Here is a 15,514-nt window from a genome sequence, read left to right as displayed (position 1 = left end):
GGCCGGTCCGGCCCGTCCGGCTCCCCGGCCGGCCCCTCCGTCGTCGGCCGGGCCCGTGTTCAGGAGGTCGGCTCCTGTGCCCCCACCAGCCACATGGCGAAGAACTGCGCGCCGCCGCCGTACGCATGGCCCAGCGCCCGACGGGCTCCCGGGACCTGGTGTTCCCCGGCCCGGCCGCGTACCTGGAGGGCCGCCTCCGCGAAGCGGATCATGCCGGAGGCGCCGATCGGATTGGTGGACAGCACACCGCCCGACGGATTGACCGGAAGGTCCCCGTCGAGTTCGGTGACCCCGGCCTCCGTGAGCTTCCAGCCCTCGCCCTCCGCCGCGAAGCCGAGGTTCTCCAGCCACATCGGCTCGTACCAGGAGAACGGCACGTACATCTCGACCGCGTCGATCTCCCGGCGCGGGTCGGTGATGCCGGCCTGGCGGTAGACGTCGGCCGCGCAGTCCTTGCCGGCCTGCGGGGAGACGAAGTCCTTGCCGGCGAAGAGGGTGGGCTCGCTGCGCATCGCCCCGCCGTGCACCCAGGCCGCCGGCTTCGGCGACCGGGCGGCGCCCGCCCGGTCGGTGAGGACCATCGCGCACGCCCCGTCCGAGGAGGGGCAGGTCTCCGAGTAGCGGATCGGGTCCCACAGCATCGGTGACGCCTGGACCTTCTCCAGGGTGATGTCGTGCTCGTGCAGGTGCGCGTACGGGTTCTTGATCGCGTTGCGCCGGTCCTTGTACGCCACCAGTGAGCCCACCGTGTCCGGTGCGCCGGTGCGCCGCATGTACGCGCGCACGTGCGGGGCGAAGAAGCCGCCCGCGCCGGCGAGCAGCGGCTGCTGGAAGGGGACGGGGAGCGAGAGGCCCCACATGGCGTTGGATTCGGACTGTTTCTCGAAGGCGAGGGTGAGGACGGTGCGGTGGACGCGGGCCGCCACCAGGTTGGAGGCGACCAGGGCGGTGGACCCGCCGACCGAACCGGCCGTGTGCACGCGCAGCATCGGCTTCCCGACCGCGCCGAGGGCGTCCGCCAGGTACAGCTCGGGCATCATCACCCCCTCGAAGAAGTCGGGGGCCTTGCCGATGACGACCGCGTCGATGTCCGCCCAGGTCAGTTCGGCGTCGGCGAGGGCGCGCGCCGCCGCCTCGCGGACCAGTCCGGCGATGGACACGTCGTGGCGGGCCGCCACGTGCTTCGTCTGGCCGATCCCGACGATGGCCACGGGCTCTTTACTCACCTTGCGTCCCCTTCCAGGACGGCGACCAGGTTCTGCTGGAGGCAGGGGCCGGAGGTGGCGTGGGCGACGGCCCGTCGCGATGCGCCGCGATGGATCCGGGCGGCCGCCTCGCCGATGCGGATCAGGCCGGCGGCCATCATCGGATTGGCGGCGAGCGCTCCCCCGGAGGGGTTGACGGTCACGTCGTCGGCGAGTCCGAGGGCCTTGCGGAGCACGACCTCTTGGGAGGAGAACGGCGCGTGCAGTTCGGCCGTGTCCACCGGGGCTTCGAAGACACCCGCGTGTTCGGCGGCGAGCCGGGTGGACGGGGAGTCGGTGAGGTCGCGCAGGCCCAGGCCGTGGGCCTCGATGCGGTGGTCGATGCCGGTGATCCAGGCGGGGCGTTCGCACAGCCGGCGCGCGAGGTCGCCGGCGGCCAGGACGACGGCGGCCACGCCGTCGCCGACGGGCGGGCAGTCTCCGGTGCGCAGCGGCCTGACCTGGTAGTCGCCCTGCGGGACGGGGCCGCGGAGCTGGGCGTGCGGGTTGGTGGTGGCCGCGGCCCGGCTGCGCGCTCCGACGGCGGCCAGGGCGCTCTCGTCGGTCTCGCCCGCGTCGATCAGGGCCTGGGCCTGGAGGGCGGCCAGGGCCACCGCGTCGGGCCAGAGCGGGGCGACGTAGTACGGGTCCAGCTGCCGGGTCAGCACGTCGCGCACCGACCCCGGTGAGGACTTCCCGTACGAGTAGACGAGCGCGGTGTCGGCCTCGCCGGTCTGGATCTTGACCCAGGCTTCGTAGAGGGCCCAGGCCCCGTCCATCTCGACGTGCGACTCGGAGATCGGCGGCCAGGCGCCGACCCCGTCGAGGGTCATGGTGAAGGAGAAGGCCCGGCCGGCCAGGTAGTCGCTGGAGCCGGAGCAGGTGAAGCCGATCTCGCCGGCCTTGAGGCCGGTGGCGGCCAGCACCTGGTGCAGGACCGGCATGACCATCTCGACTTCGCTGAGCTCGTCGGTGCGGCGCAGGTGGTCGCTCTGCGCGAAGGCGACCACCGCGACCTCGCGGGCGTATCGGGCCATCAGATGAGCTCCTTGTACGCGTCGTAGTCCGCGTCCGGTTCGCCGGTGGGGCGGTAGTGGTCGGGGTAGCGGCCGCCCTCGGTCCATACGGGCTCGACGCGCAGGCCCATGCGGACCTGGTCGTAGGGGATGCCGCCGATCCGGCCGTGGAGGGCGAGGTCGGCGCCGTCGAGGGCGATGTGGGCGTAGACGTAGGGGACCTCGATGTCGAGGTTCTTGGCCTTGATGTTGACGATGCAGTAGGTGGTGACGGTGCCGGCCGGACCGACCTCGACGCGGTCGGTGGTGGCCACGCCGCACGTGGGGCAGGCACCGCGCGGCGGGACGTACACCTTGTGGCAGGAGGGGCAGCGCTCGCCGACGGTCCGACGCTCGGAGAGGGCCGCGATGTACGCGGTCTGGGCGCGGCCGGGGCTGTAGACGTAGTCGAGGCGGGCCTCGGCGACGATGCCGGTGACGGCGTCGTCGAAGGCCCCGTCGTGCGGGACGGCCTCCCCGCCGGCGGGGCCGTCGTACGGTTCGAAGCAGGCGATGTCGGTGATGGCGCCGGTGCGCTCGGCGGCCCAGCGGACCCGTACGCGCATGCCGGTGCGGACGGCGTCGGGGCCGGGCGCGTCGAGGGCGTGCAGGAGGGCGGTGTCGGCGCCGTCGAGCTTGACCAGCACCCAGGCGAAGGGGGTGTCGAGGGGCTGTTGGGGGCGGGGCAGGTCGTTCCACGCCCAGGTGGTGACGGTGCCGGTGGCGGCGACCTCGACGAGCTCGCGGATCTCCTCGGCGGTGACGGGGTCGTACTCGACGGGCGGGACCATCACCGTGCCGGCGGAAGTCTTCACACCGAGGACGGTGCCCTCCCGCAACCCGGTGAGGAAGGCGCTCTGGACGGGCCCGAGGGACCGGGTGAACGGGAACTCGACTATGAGGGGCGCGCGGAGGATCTCCGGTGGGGAGGCAGCTGTCATGACGGTTCTCCGATGCGATCGATTCGGTGGTCTTCACTGAGAGGCCCTCGTCCAAGCCCCGCCGACGCCCTCCCCGCTCGGGGCGCCCCCTACCCGGCCCCGCCGGCCCCCTCCAGCCCCGCCGGCCCCCCTCCAGCCTCGCCGGCGTTTGAGGCGATCTTTCAGCCCCGCCGGCGTTTGAGGCGCGGGGGTCCGGGGGCAGCGCCCCCGGCAACGGCGCCGCACCCGAACACAGGCGCAGGCGCAGGCAACAGGCGGCAGCCACGGGCAAGGGCGGCCCGCGGCCCGACCCAGCCCGGCCCGGCCCGGCCCGAACTACTCGCGCCGATACACCGCGGGCCGCTTCTCCGCAAAGGCCCGCGCCCCCTCCCTCGCATCGGCGGTGTCGAAGATCGGCCACCCGCGCAGGAGTTCCGAGGCCAACCCCTCCCGCTCCGTCAGCTCGGCGGTCTCGTAGACCGACGCCTTGACCGCCTCCACCGCCAACGGCCCGCACGCATTGATCCGCTCCGCGATCTCCAGGGCCGCCGCCAGCGCCGTACCGTCCGGCACCACCCGCCCGACCAGCCCGATCCGCTCGGCCTCGGCGGCGGAGTACGGGCGGCCGGTCAGCAGCATCTCCAGGGCGTGCGTACGGGGGATCTGGCGCGGCAGCCGCACCGTGGAGCCGCCGATCGGGAACAGCCCGCGTTTGACCTCGAACAGCCCGAAGGTCGCGCCCTCGGCCGCCACCCGGATGTCCGTGCCTTGCAGGATCTCGGTCCCGCCGGCCACGCAGTAGCCCTCCACCGCTGCGATCACCGGCTTGCGCGGCCGGTGGTGGCGCAGCATCGCCTTCCAGTGCAGGTCGGGGTCGGCCTTGAGGCGGTCCCGGTACTGGTCGCCCGCCATGCCCTTCCCGGCCAGGGCCTTGAGGTCCATTCCGGCGCAGAAGTCCCCGCCCGCGCCGGTGAGGACCACCGAGCGGATCCCGTCGTCGGCGTCCGCCTCCAGCCAGCCGTCGTACAGCCCCACCAGCAGCGGAAGCGAGAGCGCGTTCTTCGCTTCGGGCCTGTTCATGGTGAGCACCAGCGTGGCGCCGCGGCGATCCACGGTCAGGTGTTCCGTCCCACCCATTGCCGTCCTCCCGTCTCAAGACCTAGAACAGGTTGCAGTAGGGGAGGGTGCAGTTCAATAGTTTTCTGACACTCAGTCAGATTTCTTGAGCGGTGCCCTTCCCAGTTGCCGTCTCCGGCGCTCTAATGACCGCCGGAACAGACCAGTCACGGGGTCAGGAGGAACGGTGGAGTACAACCTTGCCGACCTGTTCGAGTCGGTCGTGGACGTGGTCCCGGACCGCGAGGCCCTCGTATACGTGGACCACCCCGGGACCGGCGCCGAGCGCCGCCTGACGTACGCGGAGCTCGACGCGGCGGCGAACCGGATCGCGCACCACCTGCTCGACAGCGGCCTGACGGCCGGCGAGCACCTGGGACTTCACCTCTACAACGGGATCGAGTACCTGCAGACGGTGCTGGCCTGCCTGAAGGCCCGACTGGTTCCGGTGAACGTCAACTACCGTTACGTGGAAGAGGAGCTGGTCTACCTCTACAACGACGCCGATCTCGCCGCCCTCGTCTTCGAGGGCGAGTTCACCGAGCGGGTCGCGGCCGCACTGCCGCAGACGACGAAGCTCCGGCACCTGATCCGGGTCGGCCGGGCTCCCGACGGCGCCCCCGAGCCGTCGATCGCGCCGATCCCGTACGCGGACGCCGAGGCGGCCGGATCACCCGGGCGCGGGTTCGCGCCGCGCAGCCCCGACGACCTGTTCATCATCTACACCGGCGGTACGACGGGCATGCCCAAGGGCGTGATGTGGCGGGCCGAGGACCTCTTCTTCGCCGGGCTCTTCGGCGGCGAGCCCTCGGGCGAGCCGGTGAAGCGGCCCGAGGAACTGGCCGAGCGGGTCGCGGCTCGCGGCGCCGGGCTCACCTTCTTCCCCGCGCCCCCGCTGATGCACGGCACGTCGACGCTGACCTCGTTCATCGCCTTCAACTACGGCCAGCGAGTGGTCATCCACCGGAAGTACGCGCCCGAGGAAGTGCTCCGTACGATCGAGAAGGAGAAGGTCTCCAGCGTGTCGCTGGTCGGCGACGCGATGCTGCGACCGCTGATCGACGCCCTGAACGGCCCGCTCAAGGGCACGGACCTGTCGTCGCTGTTCAGCGTCTCCTCGTCCGGGGCGATCATGTCGGAGACGGTGCGCGCCGAGTTCCAACGGCTGGTACCGAACGTGCTGCTCCTGAACAACTTCGGGTCGTCCGAGTCCGGGTCCAACGGCCGGGCGACGGACGACTCCGGCCCGGAGAAGGGCTTCCGCCTGGAGGTCAACGACCGTACGCAGGTGGTGGACCCGGTGACGCACGAGCCGGTGGCGGTGGGCGAGCCGGGCCGCCTCGCCCAGCGCGGACACGTCCCGCTCGGCTACTACAACGACCCGGGGAAGACCGCCGAAACCTTCTTCCAGAAGGGTACGGAGCGCTGGGTGCTGCTCGGCGACATGGCGACCGTCGACGAGCAGGGCATCGTCACGGTGCTGGGCCGGGGCTCGCAGTGCATCAACACGGGCGGCGAGAAGGTGTACCCGGAGGAGGTCGAGCAGGCCCTGAAGTCCCACCCCGACGTGTACGACGCCCTGGTGGCGGGGGTCCCGGACCCGACCTGGGGCAACCACGTGGCCGCGGTGGTCCAGGTGCGGGAGGGCGCCGAGGCGCCGTCCCTGGACCAGATACAGAGCCACTGCCGCACCAGGCTGGCGGGCTACAAGATCCCGCGGCAGTTGGTCATCGCGCCCGCCATCCAGCGTTCCCCGAGCGGCAAGGCGGACTACCGCTGGGCAAAGGCGGTGGCGACGGAAGCGGACACGGCCTAACTGTCCACGCCACGCCACCCCGTCGCCGGGGCCCGTCTCAAGGATGGTGTCCCCGGCAACCGCCGTCACCGGTGCTCATCGTGCGGCCAACGGCGCCCTTGGCGCTGGATCCTTCCCAGCCTCGGGCTTGTCGTCTCCCGGGCAGCGGCCGGCCGACCATGACGATCGGGCGGGTGCCGGCGTAGATGACGACGTGGTGAGCCGTGGAGCAGCGGTAGTCCTTCGCGTGCTCGGCGATCGAACGGTCGCGGGTGGGTACGCGGCTGCCGTCCACCATGAGCACGGTGTTCCTACGGAACCGCTCGCGCGGCTGAAGCGCGATCTCCGGGCCGAGTGATCGACGGTCCAGTCAGCCGCCGACTTGGAGGCGCCGAGCAGCGGAGCGAGCTGCCGCGCGAGCGAGCTGCCGCATGCTCCATTTCGTACGCCAGTAAGCCGTGCCCAGGAGGATGCGAGCTTCGAACGGCAGACCCCACGGCCGTCCGCGCCGCGATTCCTTGGCGATCTCGCGACCAGCGACCAGCGACCACGAGGTAGCGCCTCGCCCCTCTGTAGTGGACCTTCAGCTACGGCCTCGTCTCCAGCCCTGCCGCCCGAACTCGACGTCACGGTCACGGTCTTGGCCAACGAGGAAGACGTCGGTGCGCGCGACATCCAGGAGTCGGTTCCCGGCCCGCGGTGATGTGAGCCGATGACGGTCACCGACTCCGGCCGCTCAGCTGGGCAGTTCGGCGCGACGGACGTCCGCCGAGAAGAGGCAGGCCACTGCCCCGAGACCGGCGGTTCCCCCGAACACGGCAAAGGCCGGAGCCGTCCCGAAGCCGGCCACCGCAGCACCGAAGACGGGTAGGGCCAGGGGGCCGACACCAAAGCTCGCGAGGCTCAACAGAGACATCACCCGGCCCAGATAGGCAGGTTTGCAAGCGGACTGCACAAGGGCGTAGGAGATACCGCCGTTCAGTCCGAGGGTCAGGCCCCCGACGGCTCCGAGAGCAGCCGCGATCAAGGGGCTCGGGGCCAGGGCGAGCGAGGCGATCGAGGCTGAACCGGCAGCGAGCGAGGCGATGTAGAAGACACCGGGGCGCGGCAGCCGGCCCATGGTCGTGAGCAGCAGCGCGCTCACGGCGGCTCCGACGCTGAACGTGCCGAGGGTCCAGCCGGCACCGGACGCTCCCCAGTCACGGTCACGCGCCAGCAGCACCAATCCGATGCTCAGGGGGGCGACACAGCCGAGTTCGACGACGACCAGGGCTAGGACGAGCATGCGGACAAGCGACTGTCTCCGCACGTACTGCAGCCCACTCGTCATCTCCTGCCACATTCCAGCGGCTTTGGCCTCTCCCGCTACCGCCTCCGGGTCGGGCTTCTCTTCGGGCAGCGCGCGTATGCGCACGGTGAAGAGCAAGGTCAACGACAGCGCGAAGAGACCGCCCGCGACAGCGAACGCAGCGGCGGGTCCGCTCAGGGCCATCACCAGACCGGCGAGCGGCGCCCCCAGGCTGTTGCCCAACCTGACTGCCAGGGACCGCATGCCCTGGACTCGCAGGACCTGGTCGGCGTCGGCGAGCCGGGCCGGAAGCGCGCCCACCGCGGGAAGAAACAGGGCGTCGGCCACGCCAAAGACAAGAGCGACCGCGACAAGCAGCCAAAGCCCCGGAGACGCCAAGGCAAGCACTGCTGCCGCGGCCAGGATCACCACGCAACGCACCGTGTCGCTGCCGATGATCACGTAGCGGGGACTGAAACGGTCCGCGATCACTCCGCCGCCCAGCATGAGAACGGCGCGAGGAACGGCGCCAACCGCCATGACGAGACTGACTTCCGCCGGTGTGGCGGTCCGGCTCGCCGCCCAGCCGAGAGCCAGGAAGAAGCAGCCGTTGCCCACCACCGAGGCGGTATAGGCAACCACCCAACGCACTACATTGGGATCGCGGTAGGCCGGCTTCGCTAACTCTCCACGTGCTGAAGTCTTGGTCGGTGGCATGCGCTCACTCCGGGTTCAGCGGGTTCGTGCGACTGTCATGTGGTCGTCTGACGGTTGCGGAACGCGATGCGCAGCATGGTCACCGGTGCCGCGCCGTCCGGGCGCAGGGAGGGGTCGCCGAGCCGCTCACCGTAGGAGCCCAGGATCTCCGAGAAGCGCTTCCCCACTTCGGCGAGTTCGGCGGCGGTCAGGTAGACGACGTCGTCGCCGAACCACTCCGCCCGGCGCCATTCGCTCGGTAGTTGGTGCCGGGTTTCGATCGCGCGCGTCATGTGCTCGAAGTAGCGCTCGGCCATGGCCGTGCTGAGTGCGTCGGCCGCCTCACCGTCGGCGTTCTGCCAGTTGGTGTACTGGGCCGTGGCGCGCCAGGGCTTCTCCCGGCCCTGACCGCCCTCGGCGTGTTCGACCAGGCCGTACTTCGCGAGCGTCCGCAGGTGGTAGGAGCAACTGGCGACGGACTCGCCGGTGAGCTCCGCGGCATGGGTCGCCGTGAAGGGCCCCTCGACCCTCAGCAGCGCGACCAGCTTCATACGGGTCGGGTGGGCGTAGGCGCGCAGAGCGCGGGGGTCCGTGAGGTGGACGGACCGCCGCAACCCCCCGGCGGCGTCGGGCGTGATCTCGGCCATGCTTCTAAAGATATCTTTCTAAAGAACTGTTTACAAGGGTGTCCGCCGAGCCCTCCCACAATCGCTGAGGCATGCCCAGGCTCCTAGCCTCACCGTTTCCGGTTGGGTGGAAGGCTGCGGCCAGTTCGTTGCCTCCAGGGCCGAGTAGCCGATATCCACAAGCGCAGGCGTCGACCGCCGCGGGTGAGGAGGGCGGCGACATGCAGCAACCGGTAACAGAGCTTGCCGCGCCATTCATGGGCGGCGAGGTGGTCGCACACATCCCACTCTCCGCGGGTGGTCGACCCTGTGCAGCCGGGGCCCGCCTGCGCTGTTGAGGGCGGTCGTGCGCAAAGGGATCACCCGCATCCAGGACGACCTCAGCGACCTCGGCGGGGATTCGCGCCGGAGGCGGACTTGGGAGGCATTTCGTCCGAACCGGTCGGAGAGTCCCCAGCACCAGCCCCTTGGCCGCCTAGGAGAACGCGGCGGCGCCAGAGGGCTTGGCGAGCTTCCGGGGTTCGGCAACCTCAGGTACGGCCGCCACCACCTACGACGCGTCCGGCAACACCCAGAACCTGACCTGGACGCCCGAGGACAGACTCGCCTCGGCCACCACCGGCGCGGGGACCTCAACCTGCGCCTACGGCACGGCAGGCAACCGCCTGCTGCGCAAGGACCCGGGCAAGACCACGCTCCACCTCGGCTCCACCGAACTCGCCCTCGACACCACCACCAACACGGATACCGGCACCCGTTACTACACGACCCCGGGGGGGCACGGTCTCGTCCGCACCTCCGACTGCCCCGGCCGCCTGGACCGGTGGAGCGCGGCTTCGTCGGCGGCACCCGGGACAGGACCACCGGACTCACCCACCTCGGAGCCCGCGAACACGACCCCGTCCTCGGCCGGTTCATCGCCGTGAACCCACTGATGGTCACCGACGACCCGCGGCTACTACACGGCCGAAGAAGGCCAGGAAGAGCTCCGAGAAGAAGACCCCTCTGGGGTTCACTCAAGCGAGCTGCTCTGCCAGTTGGGCCTGAACCAAGGATATCTTCGGCACATGGGAGGGATGGAAGAACCGCGTCCTGCCGGCGCTGGCCTTCGGGGCCTGCCTCGTGTTGGCCCTCGGTGACTGCGTGGTGGCGGGTGCGCTGGTTGCATTTGCCGCATTCGGCGGCGACTTACTGGCCACAGGGGAGGCGAACGGGGGCAGGACTCGGAAGATCTCTCCTGTGGACGGCTGCGGGCGGTACAGTCGCCGGCAGCATCGGCAGAGCAGCGACCGGGAGTTGGCGGGCTGCTCTTAGGAACAAGGCATTCCAGTACGAAACCGTGTCCGCATCCCGGACTGTCGGCGCTCCGTACAGACGAAGGTTCCCGGTCTCAAGGGGCCGGGAGGCGGAAGGAAGGTTTCGGTGAACGACACGTCCGGTACATACGCCACGACACTTGACCGCTCGGCCAAGCTGCTCGGTGCAGGAATCAATGCACATCTCTCGCTGGGGTTCTGCGGCGCGGGAAGCGCGAGCATAGCCGCCGGGCGCGGCTGCTGATGAGCGTGAAGGATAATACGTGAACATGAAGGAGAGAGAGCTGATCGCCTTACGGACCAGATCTTGGAAAATTCTGTCCGTGACCCTTCCTCCAACCCTCGGGATTTTCGGAACGGTGGCCGCGCTGAAGGGATTGGAAAGTGGTGGCGCCAGGGATTTCTGGTACGTAGTAGCCACTCTCCTGGCTCTCGCCGCCTTGATTCAGCGAATCCTTTCGTCTCGAGTTCTGCTCGAGCCGACCACTCTCACCGTCATAAACCCAGTCTTCACATACTCCTGCCCCCGGGAGTTCGTGCGATGGCCGGTCGTCGGTAGCGACGGCGGCCTGGAGATCCATCTCCGAGATGGAAGCGTCATCAATTCCTTCGCATTTGGAGGTTCACTCATCAGCCGAGCGCTGGGTACCGGCTCGAAAGCCGTGGGTGAGATTTCCGATTGGCTGAACACGCCACGCGGTGAAGTCGGGGATGAGATACACGTCCCGCGCAGAGAGTTGACGAGAACGTTGCTCCCGGAACTCACTTTCGCTCTGGCAGCCCTCTTCGCCGTGGTCGGCTTGGTCATCCGTACCGCCGCCTAGCGTAGTGCAGATCGAACTTCTGAATTCGCTCGAGAGCTCCGCCAGGTGCGCGTACGTACGGGGCAGGTCCCGGTCGATCCCAGCAGGGCGGACATCTCGCTACTGATGGCGGGAGTGGCGGCGGTGGTGGCCGTACCCCAGTGCGCTCGCGGCACTTGCACCGCCTCACCGCGGCGTGGACCGACACCGGCAGCACCAGCACCCAGCCCGGCCCGGCCCGGCCGTTCCCGCAATCGGCACCTGCACCAACAGCGCACCGCAGCCCGCAAGAGCGGCCGGGCGCTCGCTCAGGACGACGCAGGTGCGGGCGTGAGGGCCGGGGCGGAAGGCGCCGTGGGTGCGGTGGAGGTGTCGTCGCCTTCCACACAGGTCAGCGAGAGGAGGACCGGTGCCTGCCAACCCGGTGGCACCTCGCCCGAAATGCTGGTCAGGACCGTCCAGTTGTTCTTCGTCAGGGTCAGCATCTCCCCTCCCAGGTCGGGGCCGGGCTGCCAGCCGTGCTCGGAACGGGCCCGCGCGAAGGCCGCTGTCAGGGCGGCGTCCATCGTCTCCGGCGCGTGCCGTCCTGAGAGCCGTTCGTGGCACTTGCCCAGGCCCCCGGAGGGTTCCCTCTCCACCGTAATGCCCTCCGCCGCCAGTATGGAGGTCATCTCCGACACCACCGTGTCGGCGGGCAGCGGCGGACCCGAGAATCGCGGGGGCAGTGGGCCGAGGTCCCGCAGCGCGAACGCGCAGCCGGTCGCCGCTGCCGCCGTCAGCGCCGTCAATGCCAGGGACGCCAGGGCTGTGCGCGCCCGTATCCGTCGCACGATGATGTCGGTCCTCTCGGTTCGCAGTACGGCCGGCCAGTCTGCCACCCCTCCGATCTTGGCGAACCACCGGTGGGAAGGTCCGCCGCTGCGCAGCGAGTCGACGGGCTCGAAGCTCCTCGGCTACGGCCTCTTCGTCGCCCTCCTGGTCGCGGTCGGGAAAGCGCTCCCCCTCCTGAGCCTGCCGGAGCCGCTGACCTGGGCTCTGGTCGTCCTCATGGCCGGCGCCGGCCACCGCGCACGGAAACGCCGGCTCGGGTCCGCCGTCAGCAACTCCGCGGAGACCAGAGGGCGCGGGTTCAGGTGGGTCGGGGCCACCGTGCGGGCGAGAAGCGATCCGAGGATGGCGAACAGCGAGGCGAGCGCGGTCTGGTCGCCCTCGATGAGCCGCACCTTGGCCGCATGGAGGTACGGACCACTTCCAGCACGTCCGCGCGCAACCGAGCCCGGTGTACGGGATCGGTACGCCGAGGCTCCAGCTCGGCCTGGCGCGCCAGGGCCTGAAAGAGGTCCTCGAGGGCCGCGCAGATGGGCGAGCTGCGCGAGGGGCCGCGCACCTCACCGTCTCGTTCTCCGGCACCGCCCGGCACGCTTCGACTGCGCCGACAGCCATCAGGGTGGTGTGTTCGAGGGGCACCGAGCGGTTCAGCATGCGCCGATCGATCTCGGCGAGTGCGCCGATCACGCCGAGTGCGCCGAGAGGACGCCCAGGCAAGGGAACGGCCAGAGCAGCAGGCTGGACAGGACCGAGCAGCGGTGGTCGTCCAACCGCCGCTCCAGAAGTTCGGTCTCCGGGATCTCGGCGCCGGTCGGTGCCTGCGCGTTCAAGGTGCCTACCGTGCGGACGGCACGGGCGCTGACCGAGTTCGCCGCGTGTCGGCGCCTGGCGAGGCGGAAGACCCTCCCCCGAGGCATGCGCGATCGCCCCGTCCGCAGGGGAGCGACGAACCAGAAGGAAATCATGGCGCAGAGGCCGCTCGCACAGACGAGGTACACGAAAAGGCTCTTCAGCATGAGGACATCGTCCCGGCCCGCACTGACATCGCCGCTCCGTGCAGGCGCAGGGCGAACCGGGCCGCCGGGGCGGGGCGGGAGGCGCCGTCCGGTTCCGCGACCGGCTCCCGGTCCTCCTCCCCGTGGGCGCTGTCGACTCGTCCGCCGGTCTCCCGGAGTCGCCCGCGCTGCGCGGGTCGCACAGGATGGGACGGCGCTCGGCGTACGTGGTGAAGGTGGGCAGGCGGGCCATCAGAACAGACGATCACTCGTTCGAGTCATTGATTTAACCTGCGGATTCCTGGCAATCTACCGAATGATCGGTCGGTTCTCACGATGAGGTGACGGCATGGCGGTGTACACGGATCTCCACGACACGGGCGAGCGGCTGGGCCGCGACGAGCTGGCCGCCCTCCAGCTCACCCGGCTGCGCGCGACCCTGCACCGCGCCTACGAGAAGGTGCCCTTCTACCGGCAGGCCTTCGACAAGGCCGGCGTACATCCCGACGACTGCCGCTCCCTCGCCGACCTCTCGCTGTTCCCCTTGACCAGCAAGGCCGATCTGCGCGACCAGTACCCCTTCGGGATGTTCGCCGTGCCGCGCTCGCAGGTGCGCCGCATCCACGCCTCGAGCGGCACCACCGGGCGGCCGACCGTCGTCGGGTACACCGACGGGGACCTCTCCACCTGGGCGGACGTCGTCGCCCGGTCCATACGGGCGGCGGGCGGACGGCCCGGCCAGATCATCCACATCGCCTACGGGTACGGGCTGTTCACCGGCGGCCTGGGCGCGCACTACGGCGCCGAGCGCCTCGGCTGTACGGTCGTGCCCGCGTCGGGCGGGATGACGGACCGGCAGGTCCGACTCATCGAGGACTTCCGGCCGGAGGTCATCATGGTGACCCCTTCCTACATGCTGACCCTGCTGGACGAGATGGAGCGCCAGGGGATCGACCCGCGCGCCACCTCGCTGCGGACGGGGATCTTCGGCGCGGAGCCGTGGACCGAGGAGATGCGCCGGGAGATCGAGGAACGGCTCGACATCGACGCGGTGGACATATACGGCCTGTCCGAGGTCATCGGACCGGGCGTGGCGCAGGAGTTCGCGGAGACCAAGGACGGCCTGCACATCTGGGAGGACCACTTCTATCCCGAGGTGGTCGATCCGCTGACCGGCGCGGTGCTGCCGGAGGGCGAGCCCGGCGAGCTGGTGTTCACCTCCCTCACCAAGGAGGCCATGCCCGTCATCCGCTACCGCACCCGGGACCTGACGCGGCTGCTGCCCGGAACCGCCCGGCCGGCCTTCCGCCGGATGGAGAAGATCAGGGGGCGCAGCGACGACATGATCATCCTGCGCGGGGTGAACGTGTACCCGACCCAGATCGAGGAGGTCCTGCTGCGGACACCGGGCCTGGCTCCCCACTTCCAGCTGCGGCTGACCCGGGAGGGCCGGATGGACGCCCTGACGGTGCGGGTGGAGGCGCGTCGGGAGACGGACGCCGAGCGGCGGCAGGACGCTGGCGCCGCCGTGGTCCGGGCCGTCAAGGAGGGGGTCGGGGTCTCGGTCCGGGTCGAGGTGGTCGACCCGGAGACGCTGGAGCGTTCGGTGGGGAAGATCAAGAGACTGGTCGACCTCCGCGGAGCCGGGGAGGTCAGGGACACGCGTCCGGGCGGCTGAAACCACCCCTTCGGACTCATTTGGGGGTGGCTCCCGGGAACGGGTCGGCGCTCGGGGGTAGTGCATCAGGTGTGATCTCCACCCTCCGGCAGCTCTACGACCGGCTCCAGGGCTCCCAGATCGGGCTGGCCTGGAGCCGCGGCCGGGAGATGGAGCTGATGCACCGGGCGATGGGCTTCGCGGCCCTCGGCTTCCTCACCCTGGTGCCGCTGCTGGTGGTCGTGGCGGCCGCCGCACCTGGGAGCGGCTCGGGCTTCGGTCGCTGGCTCGGCCAGGCCCTCGGGGTGACGGAGGCCTCGCGGGTCCGGGTCGAGATGCTGTTCGGCGCCGCGGACCTGGCGCTGGAACGGACCACCGCGTTCGGTCTGGCCGCCCTCGCGGTGTTCGGCCTGACCTTCGGTTCGGCCGTGCAGACCGGCTACGAGAAGGTCTGGGACCTGCCGACCGCGCGTTGGCACACCATGTGGCTGCACGTCGTCTGGCTCGCCCTGCTGGTCTGCTACCTCGCCCTGCTCGTGGGGATTCCCTCTCCGTCGAACAACGCCATCGGCACGGTGCTCGGCGCCCTGGGGGACCTCGTCGGCACCTGCCTGTTCTTCATCGTCTCCCAGCGCCTGCTGCTCGGCGGCCGGGTCCGCTGGCGCGCCCTGGTGCCGGGAGCGGTCGCGACCAGCCTGGGGCTGCTGGGGTTGCGGATCTTCTCGCAGCTGGTGTTCTCCCCGCTCATCGCCTCCAACGCGGTGATCTACGGCCCCTTCGGCACCCTGCTCGTCGTCCAGTCCTGGCTGGTCGGGGTCGGCTTCGTGGTCTACGGCGGCGCGCTCGTCGGCCGGCTCGTGCACGAGCACCTCACCCGGCGGCGGCTGCGGCGCGACGGCCTCTACCCTCCCGAGGCCCCCGCCGCACCCCCTCCACGCCCCGACTGACCCGGCTCCCCGACCGGCCGTCAGCGGCCGGCCGTCAGCGGCCGGCCGTCAGCGGCCGGCCGTCAGCGGCCGGCCGTCAGCGGCCGGGCGTCAGCGGCCGGGCGTCAGCGGCCGGGCGTCAGCGGCCGGGCGTCAGCGGCCGGGCGTCAGCGGCCGGGCGTCAGCGGCCGGGCGTCAGCGGCCGGGCGTCAGCGGCCGGGCGTCAGCGGCCGGGCGTCAGTGGTTGGG

General features: G+C 70.5%; 13 protein-coding genes and 1 pseudogene. 5 read left to right on the top strand and 9 right to left on the bottom strand.

The window, feature by feature from the left end:
• Positions 1–59: 59 nt before the first annotated feature.
• From OG594_RS18320 to OG594_RS18305, 4 genes are all read right to left on the bottom strand, one after another.
• Positions 60–1,226, bottom strand: a complete 1,167-nt coding sequence (locus OG594_RS18320) for a thiolase domain-containing protein (protein WP_266600200.1) — start codon at positions 1,224–1,226, stop codon at positions 60–62.
• The gene (locus OG594_RS18315; protein ID WP_266600198.1) at positions 1,223–2,281 is read right to left on the bottom strand and encodes a thiolase domain-containing protein; all 1,059 of its coding nucleotides are present in this window, start codon (positions 2,279–2,281) and stop codon (positions 1,223–1,225) included. The genes OG594_RS18320 and OG594_RS18315 overlap by 4 nt, the downstream gene beginning before the upstream one ends.
• Positions 2,281–3,240 carry a Zn-ribbon domain-containing OB-fold protein gene (locus tag OG594_RS18310; protein WP_266600196.1) on the bottom strand — a complete coding sequence of 320 codons (960 nt, stop codon included), beginning with the start codon at positions 3,238–3,240 and terminating at the stop codon, positions 2,281–2,283. Before OG594_RS18310 ends, OG594_RS18315 begins: the two co-directional genes overlap by 1 nt.
• 315 nt (positions 3,241–3,555) lie before the next feature.
• On the bottom strand, positions 3,556–4,356 hold the full coding sequence (locus OG594_RS18305; protein ID WP_266600194.1) for a crotonase/enoyl-CoA hydratase family protein: 801 nt from the start codon (positions 4,354–4,356) through the stop codon (positions 3,556–3,558).
• Positions 4,357–4,522: 166 nt separating this feature from the next.
• On the opposite strand from OG594_RS18305, the gene OG594_RS18300 reads away from it, so the two are divergent.
• Complete coding sequence (locus OG594_RS18300) at positions 4,523–6,151, top strand: acyl-CoA synthetase (RefSeq protein WP_266600192.1); 1,629 nt, start codon at positions 4,523–4,525, stop codon at positions 6,149–6,151.
• A gap of 49 nt (positions 6,152–6,200) precedes the next feature.
• Here OG594_RS18300 and OG594_RS18295 read toward each other — a convergent pair.
• From OG594_RS18295 to OG594_RS18285, 3 genes and pseudogenes are all read right to left on the bottom strand, one after another.
• A pseudogene (locus OG594_RS18295) lies at positions 6,201–6,641 on the bottom strand (IS5/IS1182 family transposase); the annotation flags it as partial.
• A 225-nt stretch (positions 6,642–6,866) separates the two neighbouring features.
• Entirely contained in the window at positions 6,867–8,135 is a 1,269-nt protein-coding gene (locus OG594_RS18290; RefSeq protein ID WP_266600190.1) for an MFS transporter, read from the bottom strand.
• A 35-nt stretch (positions 8,136–8,170) separates the two neighbouring features.
• Positions 8,171–8,761 (bottom strand): helix-turn-helix domain-containing protein, encoded by a 591-nt coding sequence (locus OG594_RS18285; RefSeq protein WP_266600188.1) that lies wholly within the window; start codon positions 8,759–8,761, stop codon positions 8,171–8,173.
• Between the two features lie 482 nt (positions 8,762–9,243).
• Here OG594_RS18285 and OG594_RS18280 point away from each other — a divergent pair, with 482 nt between their 5' ends.
• Positions 9,244–9,666, top strand: a complete 423-nt coding sequence (locus OG594_RS18280) for a hypothetical protein (RefSeq protein ID WP_266600186.1) — start codon at positions 9,244–9,246, stop codon at positions 9,664–9,666.
• Between the two features lie 653 nt (positions 9,667–10,319).
• Entirely contained in the window at positions 10,320–10,880 is a 561-nt protein-coding gene (locus tag OG594_RS18275) for a hypothetical protein (protein ID WP_266600184.1), read from the top strand.
• A 287-nt stretch (positions 10,881–11,167) separates the two neighbouring features.
• Here OG594_RS18275 and OG594_RS18270 read toward each other — a convergent pair whose 3' ends face one another.
• Positions 11,168–11,737: a hypothetical protein gene (locus OG594_RS18270; protein WP_266600182.1), complete on the bottom strand. Its 570-nt coding sequence runs from the start codon at positions 11,735–11,737 to the stop codon at positions 11,168–11,170.
• 633 nt (positions 11,738–12,370) lie between these two features.
• Positions 12,371–12,517 carry a hypothetical protein gene (locus OG594_RS18265; protein ID WP_266600180.1) on the bottom strand — a complete coding sequence of 49 codons (147 nt, stop codon included), beginning with the start codon at positions 12,515–12,517 and terminating at the stop codon, positions 12,371–12,373.
• 514 nt (positions 12,518–13,031) lie between these two features.
• Between OG594_RS18265 and paaK the strand changes: the two genes are divergently transcribed.
• Positions 13,032–14,360, top strand: coding sequence for a phenylacetate--CoA ligase PaaK (gene paaK / locus OG594_RS18260; protein ID WP_266600178.1), 1,329 nt, complete (start codon positions 13,032–13,034; stop codon positions 14,358–14,360).
• Positions 14,361–14,431: 71 nt separating this feature from the next.
• Positions 14,432–15,286, top strand: coding sequence for a YhjD/YihY/BrkB family envelope integrity protein (locus tag OG594_RS18255; RefSeq protein ID WP_266600176.1), 855 nt, complete (start codon positions 14,432–14,434; stop codon positions 15,284–15,286).
• Positions 15,287–15,514 lie beyond the last annotated feature (228 nt).

The organism is Streptomyces sp. NBC_01214 (genome assembly GCF_026340975.1).
Taxonomy (GTDB): domain Bacteria; phylum Actinomycetota; class Actinomycetes; order Streptomycetales; family Streptomycetaceae; genus Streptomyces.
The sequence above is the reverse complement of the archived record's forward strand: the minus strand, read 5'-3'. Positions and strand labels throughout refer to the sequence as shown.